Annotated in this window: 18 protein-coding genes; 11 read left to right on the top strand and 7 right to left on the bottom strand. The window is 71.2% G+C overall.

What is annotated here, in order from left to right:
* Positions 1–49: 49 nt before the first annotated feature.
* Entirely contained in the window at positions 50–1018 is a 969-nt protein-coding gene (locus OG206_RS23670; RefSeq protein ID WP_327119302.1) for a helix-turn-helix transcriptional regulator, read from the top strand.
* Positions 1019–1101: 83 nt separating this feature from the next.
* Positions 1102–1623, top strand: a complete 522-nt coding sequence (locus OG206_RS23665; protein WP_327122380.1) for a DUF4240 domain-containing protein — start codon at positions 1102–1104, stop codon at positions 1621–1623.
* A 24-nt stretch (positions 1624–1647) separates the two neighbouring features.
* Here OG206_RS23665 and OG206_RS23660 read toward each other — a convergent pair whose 3' ends face one another.
* Entirely contained in the window at positions 1648–2172 is a 525-nt protein-coding gene (locus tag OG206_RS23660) for a GNAT family N-acetyltransferase (RefSeq protein WP_327119300.1), read from the bottom strand.
* Between the two features lie 95 nt (positions 2173–2267).
* Between OG206_RS23660 and OG206_RS23655 the strand changes: the two genes are divergently transcribed.
* Positions 2268–3167 (top strand): TIGR01777 family oxidoreductase, encoded by a 900-nt coding sequence (locus tag OG206_RS23655; RefSeq protein WP_327119298.1) that lies wholly within the window; start codon positions 2268–2270, stop codon positions 3165–3167.
* A gap of 187 nt (positions 3168–3354) precedes the next feature.
* Positions 3355–4668 carry an FAD-dependent oxidoreductase gene (locus tag OG206_RS23650; protein WP_327119296.1) on the top strand — a complete coding sequence of 438 codons (1314 nt, stop codon included), beginning with the start codon at positions 3355–3357 and terminating at the stop codon, positions 4666–4668.
* 7 nt (positions 4669–4675) lie between these two features.
* Here OG206_RS23650 and OG206_RS23645 read toward each other — a convergent pair whose 3' ends face one another.
* Positions 4676–6256 (bottom strand): regulator, encoded by a 1581-nt coding sequence (locus OG206_RS23645; protein WP_327119294.1) that lies wholly within the window; start codon positions 6254–6256, stop codon positions 4676–4678.
* A 314-nt stretch (positions 6257–6570) separates the two neighbouring features.
* Between OG206_RS23645 and lipB the strand changes: the two genes are divergently transcribed.
* The 4 genes from lipB to OG206_RS23625 all read left to right on the top strand — a co-directional run bounded on the left by lipB (position 6571) and on the right by OG206_RS23625 (position 9696).
* On the top strand, positions 6571–7383 hold the full coding sequence (gene lipB / locus OG206_RS23640; RefSeq protein WP_327119292.1) for a lipoyl(octanoyl) transferase LipB: 813 nt from the start codon (positions 6571–6573) through the stop codon (positions 7381–7383).
* Positions 7384–7518: 135 nt separating this feature from the next.
* Positions 7519–8487, top strand: coding sequence for a lipoyl synthase (gene lipA / locus OG206_RS23635; RefSeq protein ID WP_327119289.1), 969 nt, complete (start codon positions 7519–7521; stop codon positions 8485–8487).
* Between the two features lie 270 nt (positions 8488–8757).
* Complete coding sequence (locus tag OG206_RS23630) at positions 8758–8958, top strand: SCO2195 family GlnR-regulated protein (protein WP_327119287.1); 201 nt, start codon at positions 8758–8760, stop codon at positions 8956–8958.
* A gap of 30 nt (positions 8959–8988) precedes the next feature.
* Entirely contained in the window at positions 8989–9696 is a 708-nt protein-coding gene (locus OG206_RS23625; RefSeq protein WP_327119285.1) for a DUF4191 domain-containing protein, read from the top strand.
* A gap of 208 nt (positions 9697–9904) precedes the next feature.
* On the opposite strand, the gene OG206_RS23620 is transcribed toward OG206_RS23625, so the two are convergent.
* Positions 9905–10372, bottom strand: a complete 468-nt coding sequence (locus OG206_RS23620; RefSeq protein ID WP_327119283.1) for an RDD family protein — start codon at positions 10370–10372, stop codon at positions 9905–9907.
* 222 nt (positions 10373–10594) lie between these two features.
* Between OG206_RS23620 and glnA the strand changes: the two genes are divergently transcribed.
* Both glnA and OG206_RS23610 read left to right on the top strand, forming a co-directional pair.
* A complete protein-coding gene (glnA, locus tag OG206_RS23615; RefSeq protein ID WP_327119281.1) occupies positions 10595–12004 on the top strand; it encodes a type I glutamate--ammonia ligase in 1410 nt (469 codons plus the stop codon).
* A gap of 404 nt (positions 12005–12408) precedes the next feature.
* Entirely contained in the window at positions 12409–12819 is a 411-nt protein-coding gene (locus tag OG206_RS23610) for a hypothetical protein (protein WP_327119279.1), read from the top strand.
* Positions 12820–13033: 214 nt separating this feature from the next.
* Here the strand turns inward: OG206_RS23610 and OG206_RS23605 are convergent, their stop codons facing one another.
* From OG206_RS23605 to OG206_RS23590, 4 genes are all read right to left on the bottom strand, one after another.
* Positions 13034–14845 (bottom strand): choline/carnitine O-acyltransferase, encoded by a 1812-nt coding sequence (locus OG206_RS23605; RefSeq protein ID WP_327119277.1) that lies wholly within the window; start codon positions 14843–14845, stop codon positions 13034–13036.
* Positions 14846–14883: 38 nt separating this feature from the next.
* Positions 14884–15690, bottom strand: coding sequence for a class I SAM-dependent methyltransferase (locus tag OG206_RS23600; protein WP_327119275.1), 807 nt, complete (start codon positions 15688–15690; stop codon positions 14884–14886).
* Between the two features lie 52 nt (positions 15691–15742).
* Entirely contained in the window at positions 15743–16612 is an 870-nt protein-coding gene (locus tag OG206_RS23595; protein WP_327119273.1) for a HalD/BesD family halogenase, read from the bottom strand.
* Between the two features lie 152 nt (positions 16613–16764).
* A complete protein-coding gene (locus OG206_RS23590; protein WP_327119271.1) occupies positions 16765–17328 on the bottom strand; it encodes a TetR/AcrR family transcriptional regulator in 564 nt (187 codons plus the stop codon).
* Positions 17329–17331: 3 nt separating this feature from the next.
* Between OG206_RS23590 and OG206_RS23585 the strand changes: the two genes are divergently transcribed.
* On the top strand, positions 17332–18429 hold the full coding sequence (locus tag OG206_RS23585) for an alcohol dehydrogenase catalytic domain-containing protein (protein ID WP_442805887.1): 1098 nt from the start codon (positions 17332–17334) through the stop codon (positions 18427–18429).
* The last annotated feature ends 147 nt before the right edge of the window (positions 18430–18576 follow it).

The raw sequence follows: 18576 nt of genomic DNA, 5'->3' as shown, positions 1-18576 counted from the left end.
GCCGGTGCCCGCCCCCGTCGTCGTACCGCCGGGCGCCACAATGGGCCGTATGCGTGCCGCCCGCCTGATCAAGATGGTGCTGCTCCTGCAGTCCCGCGCCTCCATGACCGCCGCCGAACTCGCGCGGGAGCTGGAGGTGTCGGAGCGCACCGTGACCCGGGACGCCCAGGCTCTCTCCGAGGCCGGGGTGCCCGTGTACGCCGACCGCGGCCGGACGGGCGGCTACCGGCTCATCGGGGGCTACCGGACGCGCCTCACCGGCCTGGCCCGCCACGAGGCCGAGGCGCTCTTCCTGTCCGGACTGCCCTCCGCGCTGCGCGAGATGGGCCTCGACGACGCCGCGTCGGCCGCACGGCTCAAGGTCTCGGCCGCCCTCCTCCCGTCGCTCCGGGACGCCTCGCACACGGCGGCCCGGCGCTTCCACCTGGACGCCCCCGGCTGGTACCACGACCCGGTCACCCCGGAGCTGCTGCCCGCCGTGGCGGAGGCCGTCTGGGACGACCGGCTCATCCGGGCGCGGTACCGTCGCGAGCCCGGCGCCGAGGTGGAGCGCGAGCTGGCACCGTACGGACTCGTGCTGAAGGCCGGGGTCTGGTACGTCTGCGCGCGGGCGGGCGAGGACGTCCGGGTGTACCGCATCGACCGGTTCACCGCGGTCGCCGTGTCAGGAACCCGCTTCGAGCGGGACGAGGACTTCGACCTGCCGGGCTTCTGGGAGGAGCGGGCGGCGCAGTTCGCCCGGTCGATCCTGCGCACGGAGGTGACGGTGCGGCTGTCGGAGGCGGGTGTGCGCCGGCTGCCGCACACCGTGGACCGGGCCGCGGCCGAGGAGGCCCTGGCCGGGGCGGACGGCCCGGACGCCGACGGGCTGCGCACGGTCGTCCTGCCGGTCGAGTCAGCCGACGTGGCCTACGAGCAGTTGCTGGCCCTCGGGCCGGAAGCAGAGGTCCTCGCGCCCGCCGTCCTGCGCGAACGTTTTGCCGATACGGCCGAACGGCTGCGCGACCTCTATGGCTGAACGTCCCCGGAAGTGAAGCCGAAGGCCTCTTTTCGGTGTCTGGGCGTGCGTCGCCCGTCGTCGGGGCAGATGCTGGACCCGTGATGGACGAGACGGAGTTCTGGCAGATCATCGACAGCACCCGCGAGGCCGCCGAGGGCGACCCCGAGGACCATGCCGATCTGCTCGTCGAACGGCTGGTGCGGCTCGATCCCGACTCGGTGCTGGATTTCGCCCGGCACTTCGAGGCCCGCTACAACCGTGCTTACCGCTGGGACCTGTGGGGCGCGGCGGCCGTGCTGCTCGGCGGGGCGAGCGACGACGCGTTCGACTACTTCCGCTGCTGGCTGATCGCCCAGGGCCGGGAGGTCTTCGAGGGGGCGATGCACGATCCCGACAGCCTCGCCGAACTGCTGGACGACTTCGGCGAGGAGCTCGACGGGGACGGCGAGGAGATCGGCTTCGCCGCCGACGAGGCCTACGAACAGCTCACCGGGGTGGTCGCGCCCGACCTCGGGCTGCCGCCGCAGGCCGCGAAGCCGGAGGGCACACCCTTCGGCCTCGACGACGACGGGGTGCTCGCGGAACGCTACCCGGCGCTCTGGGAACGCTTCGGGACGGCCTGACACCGGGGTCACGCCGGGGAGCCCTCAGGCGGTGAGCGAACGGCCCATCAGGACGTCGTCGACGTAGCGGCCGTGCAGGTAGAACTCCCCGGGCAGTATTCCCTCGACGGCGAACCCCTCCGCCGCGTAGAGCGCCCGAGCGGGGCTGTTGTGCCCGAGCACGCGCAGGGTGAGCCGCCCCGCGCCCTGCCGACGCGCCTCCGTGCAGGCGGCGTGCAGGAGGGCCCGTGCGATGCCGTGGCGCCGCGCCCACTCGGCGACGGCGAGGCCCTGGATCTGGCGTACGTGGGCGTTGCAGGCGAGGAGTGTCGGGCGCCCCAGCCGGAGGTAGCCCGCCGGCCTCTCCCCGTCCTCGGTGACGGCGTCGGCGACCAGGAAGTCCCCCGGCGTGTTCCGGTCGTCGAAGAAGGGTGCGTAGGGCGGCTGCGGCCTCGGCTGTACGGAGTGGAGGCCCGACCACGTCTCCCGGTCGAGCTCCGCAAGCTCGGCCTCGTCCTCGGGCACGGCGAAGCGGACGGGGCGGAGGGAGCTGATCTGCGGCGCGGCCATGCGCGCCACTGTGCCACGCGGCCGCCCCGCGCGGCATCCGTGTTCCGCGCCCCGCATCACGGATGAGTCGCGGCGCATGGGGCAGGATGGACGCCATGCTGCGTTCCCGAATCGCCGTCACCGGATCGACAGGCCTCATCGGAGCGGCGCTCGTGCGCTCGCTGCGCGCCGACGGGCACGAGGTGGTGCGTCTGGTGCGCCGCCCGGCCGCGACCGGCGACGAGGTGGAGTGGGACCCGAAGCGTCAGTACGTGGACGTGGCGGGGCTGGTCGGCTGCGACGCGATCGTGCACCTCGCCGGCGCCGGGGTCGGTGACCACCGGTGGACCGACGCGTACAAGCGGGAGATCCGGGACAGCCGGGTGCTGGGGACGACCGCCGTCGCCGAGGCCGTCGCCTCTCTCGACACACCGCCGAAGGTACTGCTGTCCGGGTCCGCCATCGGCTACTACGGCGACACCGGGGACCGCGCGGTCGACGAGAGCGCCCCGCCCGGCGACGGTTTCCTGCCGTCCGTGTGCGTGGAGTGGGAGGAGGCCACGGCGCCGGCCGAGGAGGCCGGTGTCCGCACGGTCCACGCCAGGACCGGTCTGGTCGTCGCCAAGGAGGGCGGCGCCTGGGGCCGGCTCTTCCCGCTGTTCAAGTCGGGGCTCGGCGGGCGCCTCGGCAGCGGCCGGCAGTACTGGAGCTTCATCGCGCTGCACGACCACGTCGCTGCGCTGCGGCACATCCTGGACACGGAGAGCCTGTCGGGGCCGGTGAACCTGACCGCCCCCTCCCCCGTCACGAACGCGCAGGTGACGGCCGCGATGGGTCGGGTACTGAAGCGCCCGACCCTGTTCACCGCCCCGGCGCCGGCTCTGAAGATCGCGCTCGGCGAGTTCTCCGAGGACGTCCTGGGCAGTCAGCGGGTGCTGCCCGGCCGGCTCCTCGACTCGGGCTTCGCCTTCGCGTTCCCCGGTATCGACGAAGCCATCCGCGCCGCGCTGCGCTGACCGGCCCGACCCGGGCCGGGTCGGCCCGCCCGTGCGGCCGCCGTGCGACCCCGTGCACCGGTGCCCTGGGTGCGCGCGACTGCGCCCGTATCGGCCATCCGCCTAGCCTCGACCCGAACTCCGGCATTCCGGGGCCGCGTTGGGGGAAATAGCCCCCCAGCATTCGCACCGAATCGGGGAGGGGCACGTGCTCACGGCACACACAGCAGACCACGCGGATGTGGTCATCATCGGGGCGGGTATCGCCGGCCTGTCGGCGGCTCACCAGCTCATCGGCGCGGGAGTGGACGTCAGTGTCCTGGAGGCCGCCGAGGAGGTGGGGGGCCGGATGGCCACCCGCGAGGTCGACGGCTTCCGGCTCGACGGTCCGGGCCCGTTGCTCAACACGGCGTATCCGGATCTCACCGGCGCTCCGGGGCTCGAGGCCCTGGTCCTGCGGGAGTTCGCACCCGGGGTACTCGTCCACAGCGGGGGGCGACAGTACCGCGCCGGCGACATACGGAGCGCGCGGGGCGCACTCCGCGCAGTGCGCTCCCGATCGAGCGCCCCCAGCGCGCCCCTGGGAGGAGCGATCGACCAGGCCCGCCTCGGCGCCTGGCTGGCACGACTCGCCACCACCCCCGAGTCCCGCATCACCGCCCGGCCCGACAGGCCCGCGCTCGCGGCACCGGCGGCGCGCGGCCTCTCGCCCCGCACCGTCGACGGGTTCCTCCGGCCGCTGCTCTCGGCGCTGCTCTGCGACCCGGAGCTGACCACGTCGAGCCGCTGCGCCGAACTCGCCCTCCGCGACTACGCCCGCGGCCGGCTCTGCGTGCCCTCGGGCGGGTCCTCGGCCCTGCCCGAACTGCTGGCGGCCGCGCTGCCGCCCGGGACCGTACGCACCGGGGTGCACGTGACGGCCGCCGGCATCACCTCCGTACGCACCAAGGAGCACGGCGAGCTCGGCTGCCGGTCACTGCTGCTGGCGACCGGTGCGGGCGCCGCCGCCGAACTGCTGCCGGGCCTGCGCACACCGGCGTTCCACCCGGTGACGGTGCTCCACCACACAGCACCCAAAGCGCCGTCGACCGGGGCCCGTCTCCTGCTCGACGCGGACCGGTCGGGTCCGGTCGCCCACACGGCGGTGATGAGCGAGGTGGACCCCTCGCGCGCACCGCGCGGCCGCGTCCTGATCACCTCCACGGTGCTCGGCCCGCAGCCGCCGGACCTCGACCGTACCGTCCGCGCGCACCTCTCCAGGCTGTACGGGACACCCACGCACGACTGGGAGCTCCTGGCCGCCCGTCACGACCCGGAGGCCGTCCCGGCGATGGTGCCGCCGCACGATCCGCGGCGGCCCGTCCGGGTGCTCGCCGGACTGTACGTGTGCGGCGACCACCGCGACACGAGCAGCGTCCAGGGGGCCCTGGCCTCGGGCCGCCGTGCGGCCTCGGCGATCCTCGCGGACCTGGGGGTGAGCCGGCCCCGCGAGGACGGGACACACCTCCCCGCGGCCGCGTAGGCGCCGGTCAGCCGAGGGCGGCGACCCGGTCGCGGTAACCCCGCACGGCGACGGCGTCGCGGTAGGGCTCGAGGCGCCGTTCGAAGTCCCGGACGTACTCCGTCGCGCGCACCGACCGCATCTCGGCCGCCTGTTGGGCCGCCTCGGCACCCAGCAGGCATGCCTGGTCCAGTTCGCCGAGCCCGAGGCGCGCCGAGGCCAGTACCACGCGGCAGAACAGCCTGCTCCGGGCGAAGGCGGGCGCCCGCAGCTGGAGCGACCGCTCGGCGTGCTGTGCGGCCACCCGGTACTGCTGCAGATCTCGGTGGCAGTGGCCGAACTCGTCGGCGAGCTGGGCCTCGTCGAAGAAGCGCGCCCAGTGCGGCACGTCGTCCCCGGGCCTGGCGCCCTGCAACGCGCGTTCCGACCGGACGAGGGCGGCGACGCAGGCCCTGCTCTCCCCCAGGACGCCGTGCCCGCGGGCCTCCACCGCGTGCAGCAGCGCCATGACGATCTGCGGCGCGGCGGAGCCGATGCCCTGCTGGGCGACCCGGGCGAGCTGGATGGCCTCCCTGCCGTGCCCGAGATAGACGGCCTGGCGGCTCATCGTGATCAGGACGAAGGCACCGTACGCCCGGTCACCGGCCGCCTGGGCGAGGCGCAGCGCCTGCACGAAGTAGCGCTGGGCGAGACCGTGCGCCGCGATGTCGTACGAGGTCCAGCCCGCCAGCCTGGTCAGATCGGCCGCGGCGGAGAACAGCCGCCTGCCCATGGCCTCGCCGTAGCTCCCGCGGAGCATGGGCTCGGCCTCGTGCTCCAGGTACCGGACGAGGGCCTGCCGGGCGTGGCCACCGCCGTAGGCGTTGTCCAGGGTGCGGAAGAGCTCGCCCACCGAGCGCAGCGCGGCGACGTCGCCGCTGCCGACCCGCAGGCCCGCACCCCGCTCGGTCTGCCGCTGGCGCGGGACGCCGAGGGGCGGCGCCGCGGGCGCGGGAGGGCGTGGGAGCCCGGGGTCACGGGCTCCGTGCGGCAGCCCGGGTGCCTGCGGGACGCCGCTCCCGTTCGCCTGGTGGAGCCCTTGCGGGGCGCGGGCCTCGGCGGTCGTGCGCGGGGCGGCCGTCGAGGGTGTCCCGCCCGCCCGGTCCGCTGTCCCGCCGCGGCCGACCCATTCGTCGGCGCGCCCGATCAGCCAGTCCCGGCTGGGGACGACGAGTCCGGCCGGGGTGAAGGCGATCTTGCGCAGCTCGGCGTGACTGCCCGAGTCCTTGCGCCACAGACCGCTGACGATGTCGACCGCCTCCGCGGGTGTCGCCGCGAACTCCAGGCCCGCGTAGACGGGTGCGCACGCGTCCAGGCCCAGATCCTGTGCCGAGAGCCGGCGTCCGAGGCGCCGGGTGAAGACCTCGGCGATCAGTGCGGGGGTGGTGCCCCGGGGCTGCTGACCGCGCAGCCAGCGGGTCACCGAGGTCTTGTCGTATCGCAGGTCGAGCCCGTGTTCGAGGCCGAGCTGGTCCACCCGGCGGGCCAGCCCGGCATGGGAGAACCCGGCCTCCGCGATGAGGGCGGCGAGGCGCCGGTTCGGGGTGCGCTGGGGCGGTCGTTCCGACATCAGCTGAAAGGTCTCCTGCCATCGAGCCCGGGCGGGCGGCCCTCCCGGGCTCCCCCGCGAGTGGGAGCGGGCGAGCCCGTTATGGAACGGCGCGAATTTAGCCGCCTCGGCCGCGGTCCCAGCACCCTTCGCTCCACGTTCATCCGATCGTGTGAGGATTGCCCGGATCGCTGACGGATTCGACCGCGTACGGCCTGCCGGATCCGGCATCCGGCGCCGGTCGTACAGTGGCTGGGGGCGCACATCAGTGCATGGTGACGTGGTTCCGGGGACACCCCCCGGCCCTGCGGCACCGCGAGTAGGGAGGCACCCGAGTGAGTGAGCTGCGGTTCGTCCGTCTGGGATTCGGCGAGGAGGCCGTCGACTACCAGGAGGCCTGGCAGAGGCAGCGCGAGGTGCACGCCGCACGGTTCGAGGACACCGTCCCCGACACCTGCCTGCTCCTCGAGCACCCGTCCGTCTACACGGCGGGCCGGCGCACGACGGAGAGCGAGCGCCCGCTGGACGGTACGCCCGTCATCGATGTCGACCGCGGCGGGAAGATCACCTGGCACGGCCCCGGGCAGCTCATCGGCTACCCGATCCTGAAGCTGCCGCGCCCGGTGGACGTGGTCGCCCACGTGCGCCGCCTGGAGGACGCGCTGATCCGCACGGCCGCCGAGTTCGGCGTGGAGACCAGCCGGGTGGAGGGCCGCAGCGGTGTCTGGGTGCTCGGCGATCCGGTCGAGGACCGCCCGGCCCTCGGCGGGCTCTCGCTGGACTTCGACCCCCGGCTGCACGACGAGGAGTTCGATCCCCGGCTGAACGGCCCCGAGTACGCGCCGTCCAACGCCGGCCAGCGCCGGGAGGACCGCAAGCTCGCGGCGATCGGTATCAGGGTCGCCAAGGGCGTGACCATGCACGGCTTCTCGCTGAACGTGAACCCGGACAACACGTCCTTCGACCGGATCGTGCCGTGCGGTATCCGGGACGCGGGGGTGACCTCGCTCAGCAGCGAACTGGGCCGCGAGATCACGATCGACGACGTCCTGCCGGTCGCCGAGAGGCACCTGCGGGAGATCCTGGAGAACGCGGAGCCCGCGCCGCGCGTCGTCGGCACCCCGGAGACCGCCGTCACGCCCGCCTGAGACGGTTCCCACAGGCCCGCCGGGAATAGGGCCTCTCGGCCACAGGTTGGGCAGACGTAAGACCGTTCTAACCACGGGCGTACCCTGGTGTTTACCGAAGATTCCAATGCAGTGAGAGCTAAGGGGAGTGCCGGAGTGTCCGCTGTCGCACCCGACGGGCGCAAGATGCTGCGCCTCGAGGTCCGGAACAGCCAGACCCCCATCGAGCGCAAGCCCGAGTGGATCAAGACCCGGGCGAAGATGGGCCCCGAGTACAACCAGCTGCAGAAACTCGTGAAGAGCGAGGGACTGCACACGGTGTGCCAGGAGGCCGGCTGCCCGAACATCTTCGAATGCTGGGAGGACCGCGAGGCCACCTTCCTCATCGGCGGGGACCAGTGCACGAGGCGCTGCGACTTCTGCCAGATCGACACGGGGAAGCCGCAGGCCCTCGACCGTGACGAGCCCCGCCGCGTGGGCGAGTCCGTGGTCACGATGGACCTGAACTACGCCACCATCACCGGCGTCGCCCGCGACGACCTGGAGGACGGCGGTGCCTGGCTGTACGCGGAGACCGTGCGCCAGATCCACGGGCTGACGGCGGAGCGGGAGGCGGGCGCGACCAAGGTCGAGCTGCTGATCCCCGACTTCAACGCCGAGCCGGAGCAGCTGGCCGAGGTCTTCTCCTCGCGCCCGGAGGTGCTCGCGCACAACGTGGAGACGGTGCCGCGGATCTTCAAGCGCATCCGCCCCGGCTTCCGTTACGAGCGTTCCCTGGAAGTCATCACGCGGGCCCGCGAGGCCGGTCTGGTGACCAAGTCCAACCTGATCCTCGGCATGGGCGAGACCCGCGAGGAAGTCAGCGAGGCGCTCCAGGACCTGTACGACGCGGGTTGCGAGCTCATCACGATTACGCAGTACCTCCGGCCCTCCGTCCGGCACCACCCGGTCGAGCGCTGGGTGAAGCCGCACGAGTTCGTGGAGCTCAAGGACGAGGCCGACGCGATCGGTTACTCCGGCGTCATGTCGGGTCCGCTGGTGCGTTCGTCCTACCGCGCCGGACGCCTCTTCCAGCAGGCGATCGAGCGCCGCAGTGCCGCCACCGCGGCCACACCCTCCGTGTGAATCGGCGCACAAGTAATTACTGAACAGTAATAGCCGCGACGACGCGGTCCGTGCGTCCCCCGCAGGTCGGGGGCCCGTATGGGCCGCGTCGACGTGCGCGGCGCCGAAATCAGAGGTTCATTGGTGTTTGACCGACCGGTCATGCACTGGTAACACCGAGCAGTGACCCTAGGTACATACGCGGTGGCTTCCACGGCCACCGCCGTCATTGCTTCCCGCTACTCAGTGCGCGCCGGGTGCGCGCATCCGCTCCGAGGGGGAACGTCCACGATGCACGCCGCGCCGGTACGAGCCAACACCATCCCGTCCGTCACCACCGCACTCCGCGCCGTCGAGTCGCTGCTCATGAGCAGCGGCCAGCGCACCGCCCGCAGGAACGCCTGGACGGCGGTCCTCGAGGACCGCCGCAGGGCCCAGGACCGGGTCGAGGCGGAGCACGTGCTGAAGGCTGTGGCCGACCACCGTTCCTAGGTCACCTCCGGGCCACGTAAACTTCGCTGCATGGCGAGGAAGGCAAACACTGACGGCGCGGACAGCGCCGAGAACGCGGGGCGGCTCAAGCAGATCGCCCTGACCTACAAGATGACCAGGCGGTCGGACCCCAAAGTGGGTCTCGTCGTCGCGGGTGTGGGAATCATCACCTTCGGTGTCCTCCTCGCCATCGGTTTCCTGATCGGTCACCCGGTCTACGCGGGCATCCTGGGCTTCGTACTGGCGTTCCTCGCGATGGCGATCATCTTCGGACGCCGCGCGGAGCGGGCGGCCTTCGGGCAGATGGAGGGACAGCCGGGCGCCGCTGCGGCGGTGCTGGACCGTGTCGGCCGCGGCTGGACCACGACTCCGGCGGTCGCGATGAACCGGAGCCAGGACGTCGTCCACCGGGCGGTCGGCAAGGCGGGGATCGTGCTCGTGGCCGAGGGCAACCCGAACCGGGTGAAGAGCCTCCTGGCCGCCGAGAAGAAGCGGATGGCCCGCATCGTGGTCGACGTACCCGTGCACGACATCATCGTCGGCGACGGCGAGGGCCAGGTGCCGCTGAAGAAGGTGCGCACCAGGATGCTGAAGCTCCCGCGGGTCCTCACCGGTCCGCAGGTGACCGCCGCCAACGACCGGCTGCGCGCGATGGGTGACCTGATGAGCAACATGCCGCTGCCGAAGGGCCCGATGCCGAAGGGCATGCGGATGCCGCGCGGCGGAAAGATGCGCTGATACCGCGGAAGCGTGAAGCGGTGCGGCCCCGGACGAGATCTCGTCCGGGGCCGCACCGTTTCGCTGTCCCTGTGTCTCCCCCGGCGCCGTGTCCCGGCGTCCTGTCCCGTGGCGCCACGGGCGGGGGCCGCCCGCAGCCGGCCCAGGCTCGCGGTCGGCGTGTGGAGTGCGGAGCGCCGCGCACCCGGGTGTCCGGGATGCGGACGGCTCAGATACGGACCTGCACGGCGCGCGCCAGCCGGTCGTGGAGGCCCCGGCTGTCGCGGTCCCAGACGATGGCCGGGATGACCAGGAGGAGCAGTACGCTCCGCAGGGCGACCCTCACGGTCCCGAGCCGCCCGCCGTCCTCGGCGACGACCCGCAGGCCCATGATCCGCTTACCCGGGGTTGAACCGATGGTTCCGACCGTCAGCAGGCTCATGACGAGGAAGACGCCGAGCGCCCAGTTCCCCGCCACCTGCTGGTCACCGCGAGCGAGCAGGCCGTATGCGATCACCATGCACACGATCCAGTCGATGAAGAGGGCCCCGAAACGCCGGCCGAGCGGGGCGATCGACCCCGGCCCCTCCTGGGGCAGACCGAGGCGCTCGCCCCGGTAACCGAAGTCGGCGCCCATCTCCTCGGCCGCCGCGCGCGGCCCCGAGAGCCACGATCCGATTGCTTGCCTGTTGTCCACCGGACCACGGTACTGCGCCCACGTTTGCACCTGGCCGGGCGGGGCACGGAACACGTCGCCGAGGTGCCGCAGGCAACCGGGCTGGTTAACTTGTGCGAAACAAATGGGTCATGCTGGAGAAATCCCTTCTGCCTAAGGTCGGGTCCAGCGTGTGCCACCGCACTGGCCACACAGACGAGCTGCAACCCCGCCCTTTCCCGGGTCGGGAGTAGGAGGAGTTGGATGTTCCAGAACGCCGACGAAGTCCAGAAGTACATCGCCGACAACGACGTCAAGTTCGTCGACGTCCGGTTCTGCGACCTGCCGGGTGTGATGCAGCACTTCACGATCCCCGCGGCGTCCTTCGACCCGTCCGAGGAACTGGCGTTCGACGGCTCGTCGATCCGTGGCTTCCAGGCCATCCACGAGTCCGACATGGCGCTCCGCGCGGACCTGTCGACGGCTCGTGTCGACCCGTTCCGCCGCGACAAGACCGTGAACATCAACTTCTTCATCCACGACCCGATCACCGGCGAGCAGTACAGCCGTGACCCGCGGAACGTCGCGAAGAAGGCCGAGGCCTACCTCGCCTCCACCGGTGTCGCCGACACCGCCTACTTCGGCCCCGAGGCCGAGTTCTACGTCTTCGACAACGTCCGCTTCCAGACGTCGGCGAACGAGAGCTTCTACCACATCGACTCCGAGGCCGGCGCCTGGAACACCGGTGCGGTCGAGAACAACCGGGGTTACAAGGTCCGCTACAAGGGCGGCTACTTCCCGACGCCGCCGGTCGACCACTTCGCCGACCTGCGCGCCGAGATCTCCATGGAGCTGGACAAGAACGGCCTCCAGGTCGAGCGCCAGCACCACGAGGTCGGCACCGCCGGCCAGGCCGAGATCAACTACAAGTTCAACACGCTGCTCGCCGCGGCCGACGACCTCATGCTCTTCAAGTACATCGTGAAGAACGTCGCCTGGCGCAACGGCAAGAGCGCGACCTTCATGCCGAAGCCGATCTTCGGTGACAACGGCTCGGGCATGCACGTCCACCAGTCCCTGTGGTCCGGCGGCTCCCCGCTGTTCTACGACGAGCAGGGCTACGCGGGCCTCTCGGACATGGCGCGCTACTACATCGGCGGCATCCTGAAGCACGCCCCGTCGCTGCTCGCCTTCACCAACCCGACGGTGAACTCCTACCACCGCCTGGTGCCGGGCTTCGAGGCCCCGGTCAACATGGTGTACTCGCAGCGCAACCGCTCCGCCGCGATGCGCATCCCGATCACGGGCTCCAACCCGAAGGCCAAGCGCGTCGAGTTCCGTGCGCCGGACCCGTCCTCGAACCCGTACCTGGCGTTCTCGGCCCTGCTGATGGCCGGCCTCGACGGTGTCAAGAACAAGATCGAGCCGCCGGAGCCGATCGACAAGGACCTCTACGAGCTGGCTCCCGAGGAGCACGCGGGTGTCCAGCAGGTCCCGACCTCGCTGCCCGCCGTCCTCGACGCCCTCGAGGCCGACCACGAGTACCTCCAGGCCGGCGGCGTCTTCACGCCCGACCTGATCGAGACGTGGATCGACTACAAGCGCACGAACGAGATCGCCCCGATCCAGCTGCGCCCGCACCCGCACGAGTTCGAGCTGTACTACGACCTCTAAGACGCAGGGGCGGGTGCCCTTGACCGGAGCCGGGAACGTGGTGTGCCCCGCAGAGACACTCTCCTGTGTTTCTCGTTGAAGCCCCTGGTTCTCCAGGCTGAGGCCGGTCCGGCGGTCCCTGCCTCGACGTCAGATTCAGCAGCGAGGGCTGGTTCCCCCTACCTCGGGGGGAACCAGCCCTCGCTGTCGTATGAGGGTCGACGGAAGGACCGAGGATAACTATGACTTCTTGACGACATGAAACCGTCAAAACGAGTGGAGCCTTGGTTCGGCGTGTCCTACTGTCGATACGCAGGAGTTGATCACGGGGCTTTCGAACACTGGTGAGCAAATTCCAGCTGAAAGTACCTGGCCATTTCTTTTGCGACCACAAGAACCTCTTTTTGACGTAGGCGAGTGAGTTGATGAAGCTGAAAACAATAACCCGAGCAGCTGCCGTAGCCACCGGGATGACCGTCGCAGGGCTGACCCTTGCTTCGTCCCCCGCCTCAGCCTCGGCGGCGGCTGACTGCGGCTATGCCTGTTCGGTGTCCAAGCATGTCGATACCGGTGTTGACAGTGCCGACTACCAGGCTCAGGTCAACAACAGCACAGCGGGCCCCGGAGTGACGAGCTGGATCTGGGTCTGGTCGAATAATTCCGGAGCTCACGCCGACTACTACCTGAACGGCGACGCAACCATGCACAAGATTTATGGCCCGGCCCGCAGTTCAGCATCCACAACTCTTTCCCGGGATGTCACTTCATTCAGGGTCTGCGGACCGAATGGGTTCGGTGGTGACGCCTGCTCGGCTTGGGCGCATCCCCAGTATTAGGACTTGCCCGAGAAGCCGTATCTCGACCGCTCCTGGAACGCGCAGGCCGGACACGTTCCTGGCGGGTGATCGTCCGGCGGTGAGGGCATGAAGTCAGGGCTTCCCGGCAGCTCGGAGACGCGAATCGAACCGAGCGGGGCCGGGAGGCCCTGATGTCGTTCGTACACGCTGAAGGCGTCGGCGGGGCACCGGCTCCGGTGGCAGCTCCTCGGGGTCAGTCCGCCAGGAGGTCCCGCAGTTCCCTGACCGCCTCGCGAAGCCGGTCCGCGAAGGCGTGCATCTGGTCGGCGACCGTGCGCGGGGTGCTCAGGTAGAGGTTGAACCGCTGCGGGAGCAGGACGTAGGCCACGCCGATGCAGCGGCTGCTCGTGGAGCCGAAGCCGAAGTACTGGATGTTCTCGGACGGTGCCGAGCTCGTGCTCAGGTAGTCGTCCCGCATGGTCAGCCAGCCCGGGGAGCGGTACAAGGAGGGCTGTTCGCCGACGCCGAGCTCCTCGCCCCGGCGGCGCTGGATCAGTTCCAGTTCCCAGAGGTGCTGCTCGGGCGCGGCGCCGGCCTGGCACTCCTTCGCCCGGGCGACGTGCGCCGCCGCGGCGGCCCGGAACGCGGCGCGGCGGGCGTCGCGGTCCGCCAGGGGGTCCTCCATCGCCGCGACGAAGGCCGGCATCTCGGGGGTCACCACCCGCATCGCCTCGGTTCGGCCGTGGCGGAACTGCCGGGTGGCGATGGACTCGTACGTCGCCCCCAAGTGCCCCTTGGCGCGCTGGTGGGCCAACTGGTACGCGGTCTGCACGAACGCGTCCGGGGACACCCCGAGCGCCTTGGCCGCGGTGCTGCCGAAGTCCCCGAAGGACACGGTGGTGGTGGCGGTGTCCCGCCCGTACGCGGCGAACGCGTCCGCGGCGGTGCGTACCCGGGCCCTCAGGGGCGCGTCCAGCCCGAAGGTGAGCGGCTGCGGGACCGGCTGCCCCTGGGGGCGGGCGCCGGAGCGGCGGGAGTGCTCCTCGGGCGGGGTGCCGAGCAGCGCGTCGGTGAAGCTGAGGATGGTCGTCCCGTCCAGCTCGCAGTGCTCGACGTTGATGCCGGCCCGGCCGTCCGCGTAGACGACGAAGGAGACGGCCTTGTCGAACCACCGGTTTCCCCGGTCTCCGTGCAGCAGTTCGTCGCAGGTCTGCTGGGTGTCCCCGGGTGCGAAGTCCTCCAGGCAGACGCAGAAGAGGGCGGTCTCGATGTCGTCCAGCGTCCTGGCGTTGGCCGGGTCCCCGGCCAGCAGTTCCTGCCGCGTGGCCGCCCACTCGGCCCGTGCCATGGTGGTGAGGTGACCTGCCCGGTCCTCGTCCGCCGTGTGGACGTCGGCCTTGGTCACCGCGCGCAGCCCCCCTTCGATCTCGTCGAGGCTGTGCGGGACGCCGTCGGGGCCGATGACGTCCAGGCGGAACATGGTGCCGCGGAAGAACACGACGATGTGCCGGGCCGCGGAGGGCCCGGGCGCCTGCTCGCTGTACGGGGCGCGCACGGTGTCCAGCGGCACTCCGGGGATGCGCGTGGTGGAGAAGAGGTACTTGTTCTGCACCATGGACTGCGGCACCCCGCGCTGTTCCACCGGCGCGACGAGCCCCTCGTCGAGGCGCCGCTTGTAGTGGAGCGCCCCGGCGACGAGCCCGGCGGCGCGGTCGAGCTGTCCCTGGCCGGTGTCCTGGAAGAGGAAGAAGAAGTTGGCGTTGAGAGCGATGCGGTCCCGGCGGCCGAGGTAGCGGTACGGCCAGAAGGTGTCGAGCCAGCTGTGCACCCCCTCCGTCGCGTCGTACTCCTCCAGCGCCGCGTGCAGCGTCCTGCCGGGGCCGCCGGGCCGCAGGAAGGCGGCGACCTCGGCCTCGGTGGCCGCCCGCTCCTCCTCGGTCAGCAAGGGGGCGCACCAGGCGAGGAACCTCTCACAGCTCGCCTCCAGTGTGGGCAGCGGCACCTTCGGCAGACTGCCCTCACGGGCGAAGGTCGCTCCGGCTGCTGCTTCCTGACTGACGTTCAATGCGGCTCTCTTCTCGGTGAGTAGGGCGGGAATGGGATCTACCGGTTCCGGGGCGTGGAGAGGTGGAGCTGGGCGTAGAGCCAGCCATCCTCCTCCAGTCCGCTCGCGTCCACCTCGGCCGCGGCCATGCCGTCCAGGACCCGTCGCTGTTCCTGGGGTCCGGCGAACCGCCGCTGCCTGAAGACCCCGTCGACCGTGATCGTGCGGTAGCCCAGTTCCGCCAGGGCCTGCTCGACGGGGGCGAAGGGGAACATGCGCAGGACGAAGTGCGCCATCCACGGGAGTCGGCCGTCCTGCGCGCGGACGACACGGACGAGCGTGCGTTCGGTGACGTAGCCGATGCATCCGGTCGAGATCACCAGGTCGGTGCCGGCGAGCCGGGCGCGCTGCTCCGGGGTGGGGTCGTACGTCTCCAGGTCGGCGTGGACGGTGTCGTCGAGGAAGCCGGCCTCGCGGGCGTAGGCCAGGGCCCCGGTGGAGGCGTCCAGGCCGGTGAAGCGCAGGCCGTTCGCGGGGCTGCGGGAGCGGGAGAGGTCCTGGTCGCGCGCCAGGAGCCCTTCGCGGGTGGTGGGGCCGGTGCCGTCGTAGCGTGCGTAGAGCTCGTCCATCGTGAGGTCGTACTTCAGCAGGGCCGCGTTGATCCCGTACGAGCAGCCGATGTCCAGCACCCGTGGGGCGGTGACCTGTTCGGTCTCCCGGTACTCCTTGACGAGCTTCTCGAAGTAGGGCTTGGCCAGTTGGGGCACGCAGTAGCCGAGGGGGCGCAGTTCCCGGAAGTACGTCCGGGGATCGGGTGCGGTGTAGATGTGGTCCAGCGAGACTTTTCCGGTCGCGTCGAGGCGCAAGGGGCTTCTCCTTGGTGGATCGCGTGGCTGGGCCGTGGTCTGGAGAAGTCCGTCAGTCCAGCAGCCGGTCCCCCCGCACCGCCCGGCCCTCCGCGGCACGGTGCTCGGGCAGCACGCGGCCGAAGAGCTGCCTGGTGCGGGCCACGCTCCCGATGACGCCGGGGCGCTCGCTGTAGGCGAAGATCGCGCTGTGCCGCGCCCGGCCGCCCCGCACGGGGCTGACCCGGTGCAGCGAATAGCGGCCCATGAACAGCTGCAGGTCGCCCGGCCTCAGCGGGAGACGGCGGGTCATCGGCCCGCCGCGGCCGTCCAGGACGTCCCGGACGTCGTCGAACCGTTCGTCGTCGGCGGACCTGATGTGCGGGCAGTACTCGAAGTCGCCGCCGCTCTCGGCCTCCTGGGTCAGCATGCTGACCGTGTACTCGTTGGTGTCGAAATGCCAGGGGTGCTCCATTCCCGGGCGCACGACGTTGAGCACGAGTCCCGACAGCGGGTCGGCGAGCTCGTACAGGCGGGGCAGCGCGAAGCAGCCGGCCACGAAGCGCTGGAACAGCTCGTGGCCGTAGAGCCGGCCGATGAGGGCGTCCGCGGGCACGCGGTCGCGGGCGACGAAGGCGTTGCCGCGCTGGAAGGTGCGCCGTCCGGGGTGGTCCTCGGGCAGATCGGCGTCCACATCGATGTTGTAGACGTTCACCGTCTCCACGTCGAAGTACGCCTGCGGGGCGATGGCGGCGCACTCCTGTCGCAGGACCTCGTGGAGTGCGGGCCGGATGAAGTCGGGGAGTACGGTGCAGCCGACCGCGTCCAGTTCGCTGCGCGCCCGCGCGACCACCGCCTCGCATTCGGGACTCTCCGGGTCCGACAGGGGGTAGCGGTCCGTGTCGACCACCTGGTCGAGCGTGATGGCTTGCAGAGTGCTCATTCGACCCTCTCCACGCGCACGTCGGGACTGGACGTCGTCAACTCAGCTGATGAGTAGCAGAGTTGAAGTTCCCACAGCACCGCCGCGATGTCTGTGACACGTCACACTTCCACTCCGTGCGACACGTGGGCGCCGAAGGATGGCCGCCTCCGTCACTCCCGCGCGCCGGATGCCACGATCGCCGCGCGGAGCAGTGGGCCGACCTGTTCGGACAGGTCGGAGGCGTACTGGGCGGCCCACGAGAGGCCGAGAGCGACCGCGATGACCGCGCGGATGGTGAGTTCGGGCCGGATGGAGCCGGCTTCCTGCGCCCGTTCGAGCAGTCGGCCGCCGGCGGACTTCATCCGGTCGCATGCCTCGTGCAGCCCCGACTCCTCGTTGGCGAGGGCGTCCATGATCGACTCGGGGAGACCCTGGTACGTCGCCGATCCGGCCGCCATTTCCTCGAGCCACGCAAGGAGCGCCGCCTCCGGGTCGGGGGATGCGAGCAGGCCGTCGGCGCGGGCGCGCAGAGCGTCGAAGTTCGCGTCGAGCAGCGCCTCAAGGAGTACTTCACGGTTGGGGAAATGGCGATAGAGCGTGCCGATGCCCACGCCGGCCCGGCGGGCGACGTCTCGAAGTGACGCGTTGGTGCCGTGTTCGGCGATGACCTCACCGGCCGCCGCCAGCAGCAGGGCACGGTTTCTCAGCGCGTCGGCGCGATTCGTCGGTGGCATGTCATGACCTCACGTGGGACGGAGCGGTGCTCCGTTCGGCGAACGGAGCACCGCTCCGTTACAGTCTCTTCCGGAGCGCCGCTCCGGTGTCACCGACATAGTACGGAGCAATGCCCGGCGTGCGATGGATCCGCCGGACAGGCGGGGATACGAGCCGCGGCGCCCACCTACGGACAACGACAGAGGGAGAGAACCGTGCGCGCGATCGTCGTCGGGTCATCCGCAGGACAAGGTGGGGCATCAGTCGAGCACCTCCCCGATCCCGAGCCTGCCACGGGGCAGGTTCGCATCAGGATGGCGGGCGCCGCGGTCAACCCGGCGGATCTGCACGCCGTCGACGGCCGCGCGCCCGCGATCGGCGACGGGCGGCTTCGAGGGCTGGGGCTGGACGTCTCGGGCGTCGTGGACAGGGTGGGCCCCGGCGTGCACGACCTGACGGCCGGCATGCCGGTGGCAGCGATGACGTTCCCCCACGCACCCCATTCGGCAGCCGGAGCGGCGGCGGAGTACGTGATCGTGCCGGCGGCGGACGTGGCGCCCGTGCCCGAAGGGGTCGGCCTGCTGGACGCGGCCACGGTCCCGCTCAACTCGCTGACCGCCGACCAGCTCATCAGCCTGCTCGGCCCCTCCCGCGGCAGAACCCTGCTGGTCACCGGAGCGGCCGGTGGGGTCGGGGGGTACGCGGTGGCCCTCGCCGCGCTCGCCGGCTGGTCCGTCACCGGGCTCGCCCGCACCTCTGACGCGGACTTCCTGGTGCGGGCCGGAGCCACGGAGGCGATCAGCACTCTGGAGGGAGTCACGGGCTTCGACGCGGTACTGGATGCCGCGCGCCTCAACGGCCCGGCTCTGAACGCCGTACGCGACCTGGGGACGTACGCCGGCGTCTTTCCCGGTGCGGAGCCGCCGGCCGAGCGGGGCATCACCGTCGTCAGCGCGGTCGTCGTCCCGGACGGTGACCGGTTGCGCGAGATGCTGCGGCTGACCGCAGAGGGACGGCTCGAAGCACGCCGTGCGGGCGCGGTCCCGCTCGCCGAGGCCGCGACGGCCTACCGGGCCCTCCGCGACGGCGGCAGCCGCGGACGCTGGGTTCTGACCCCGTGACCAGGGCGGCGGGCTCTTCCGGCCGCCCTCGGCCGGGTCCGCTGCCGGGTCCGGTGCGGCGGACGGTGCAGCCTTGAACACGTGCTCCCCCTCAGGCGGTTCACGAATTCGGCCGTCGACGGATGACGCGTCGGCGGCGCGCGGCAG

Origin of the sequence: Streptomyces sp. NBC_01341, assembly GCF_035946055.1 — a bacterium.
Taxonomy (GTDB): Bacteria; Actinomycetota; Actinomycetes; order Streptomycetales; family Streptomycetaceae; genus Streptomyces.
The sequence above is the reverse complement of the archived record's forward strand: the minus strand, read 5'-3'. Positions and strand labels throughout refer to the sequence as shown.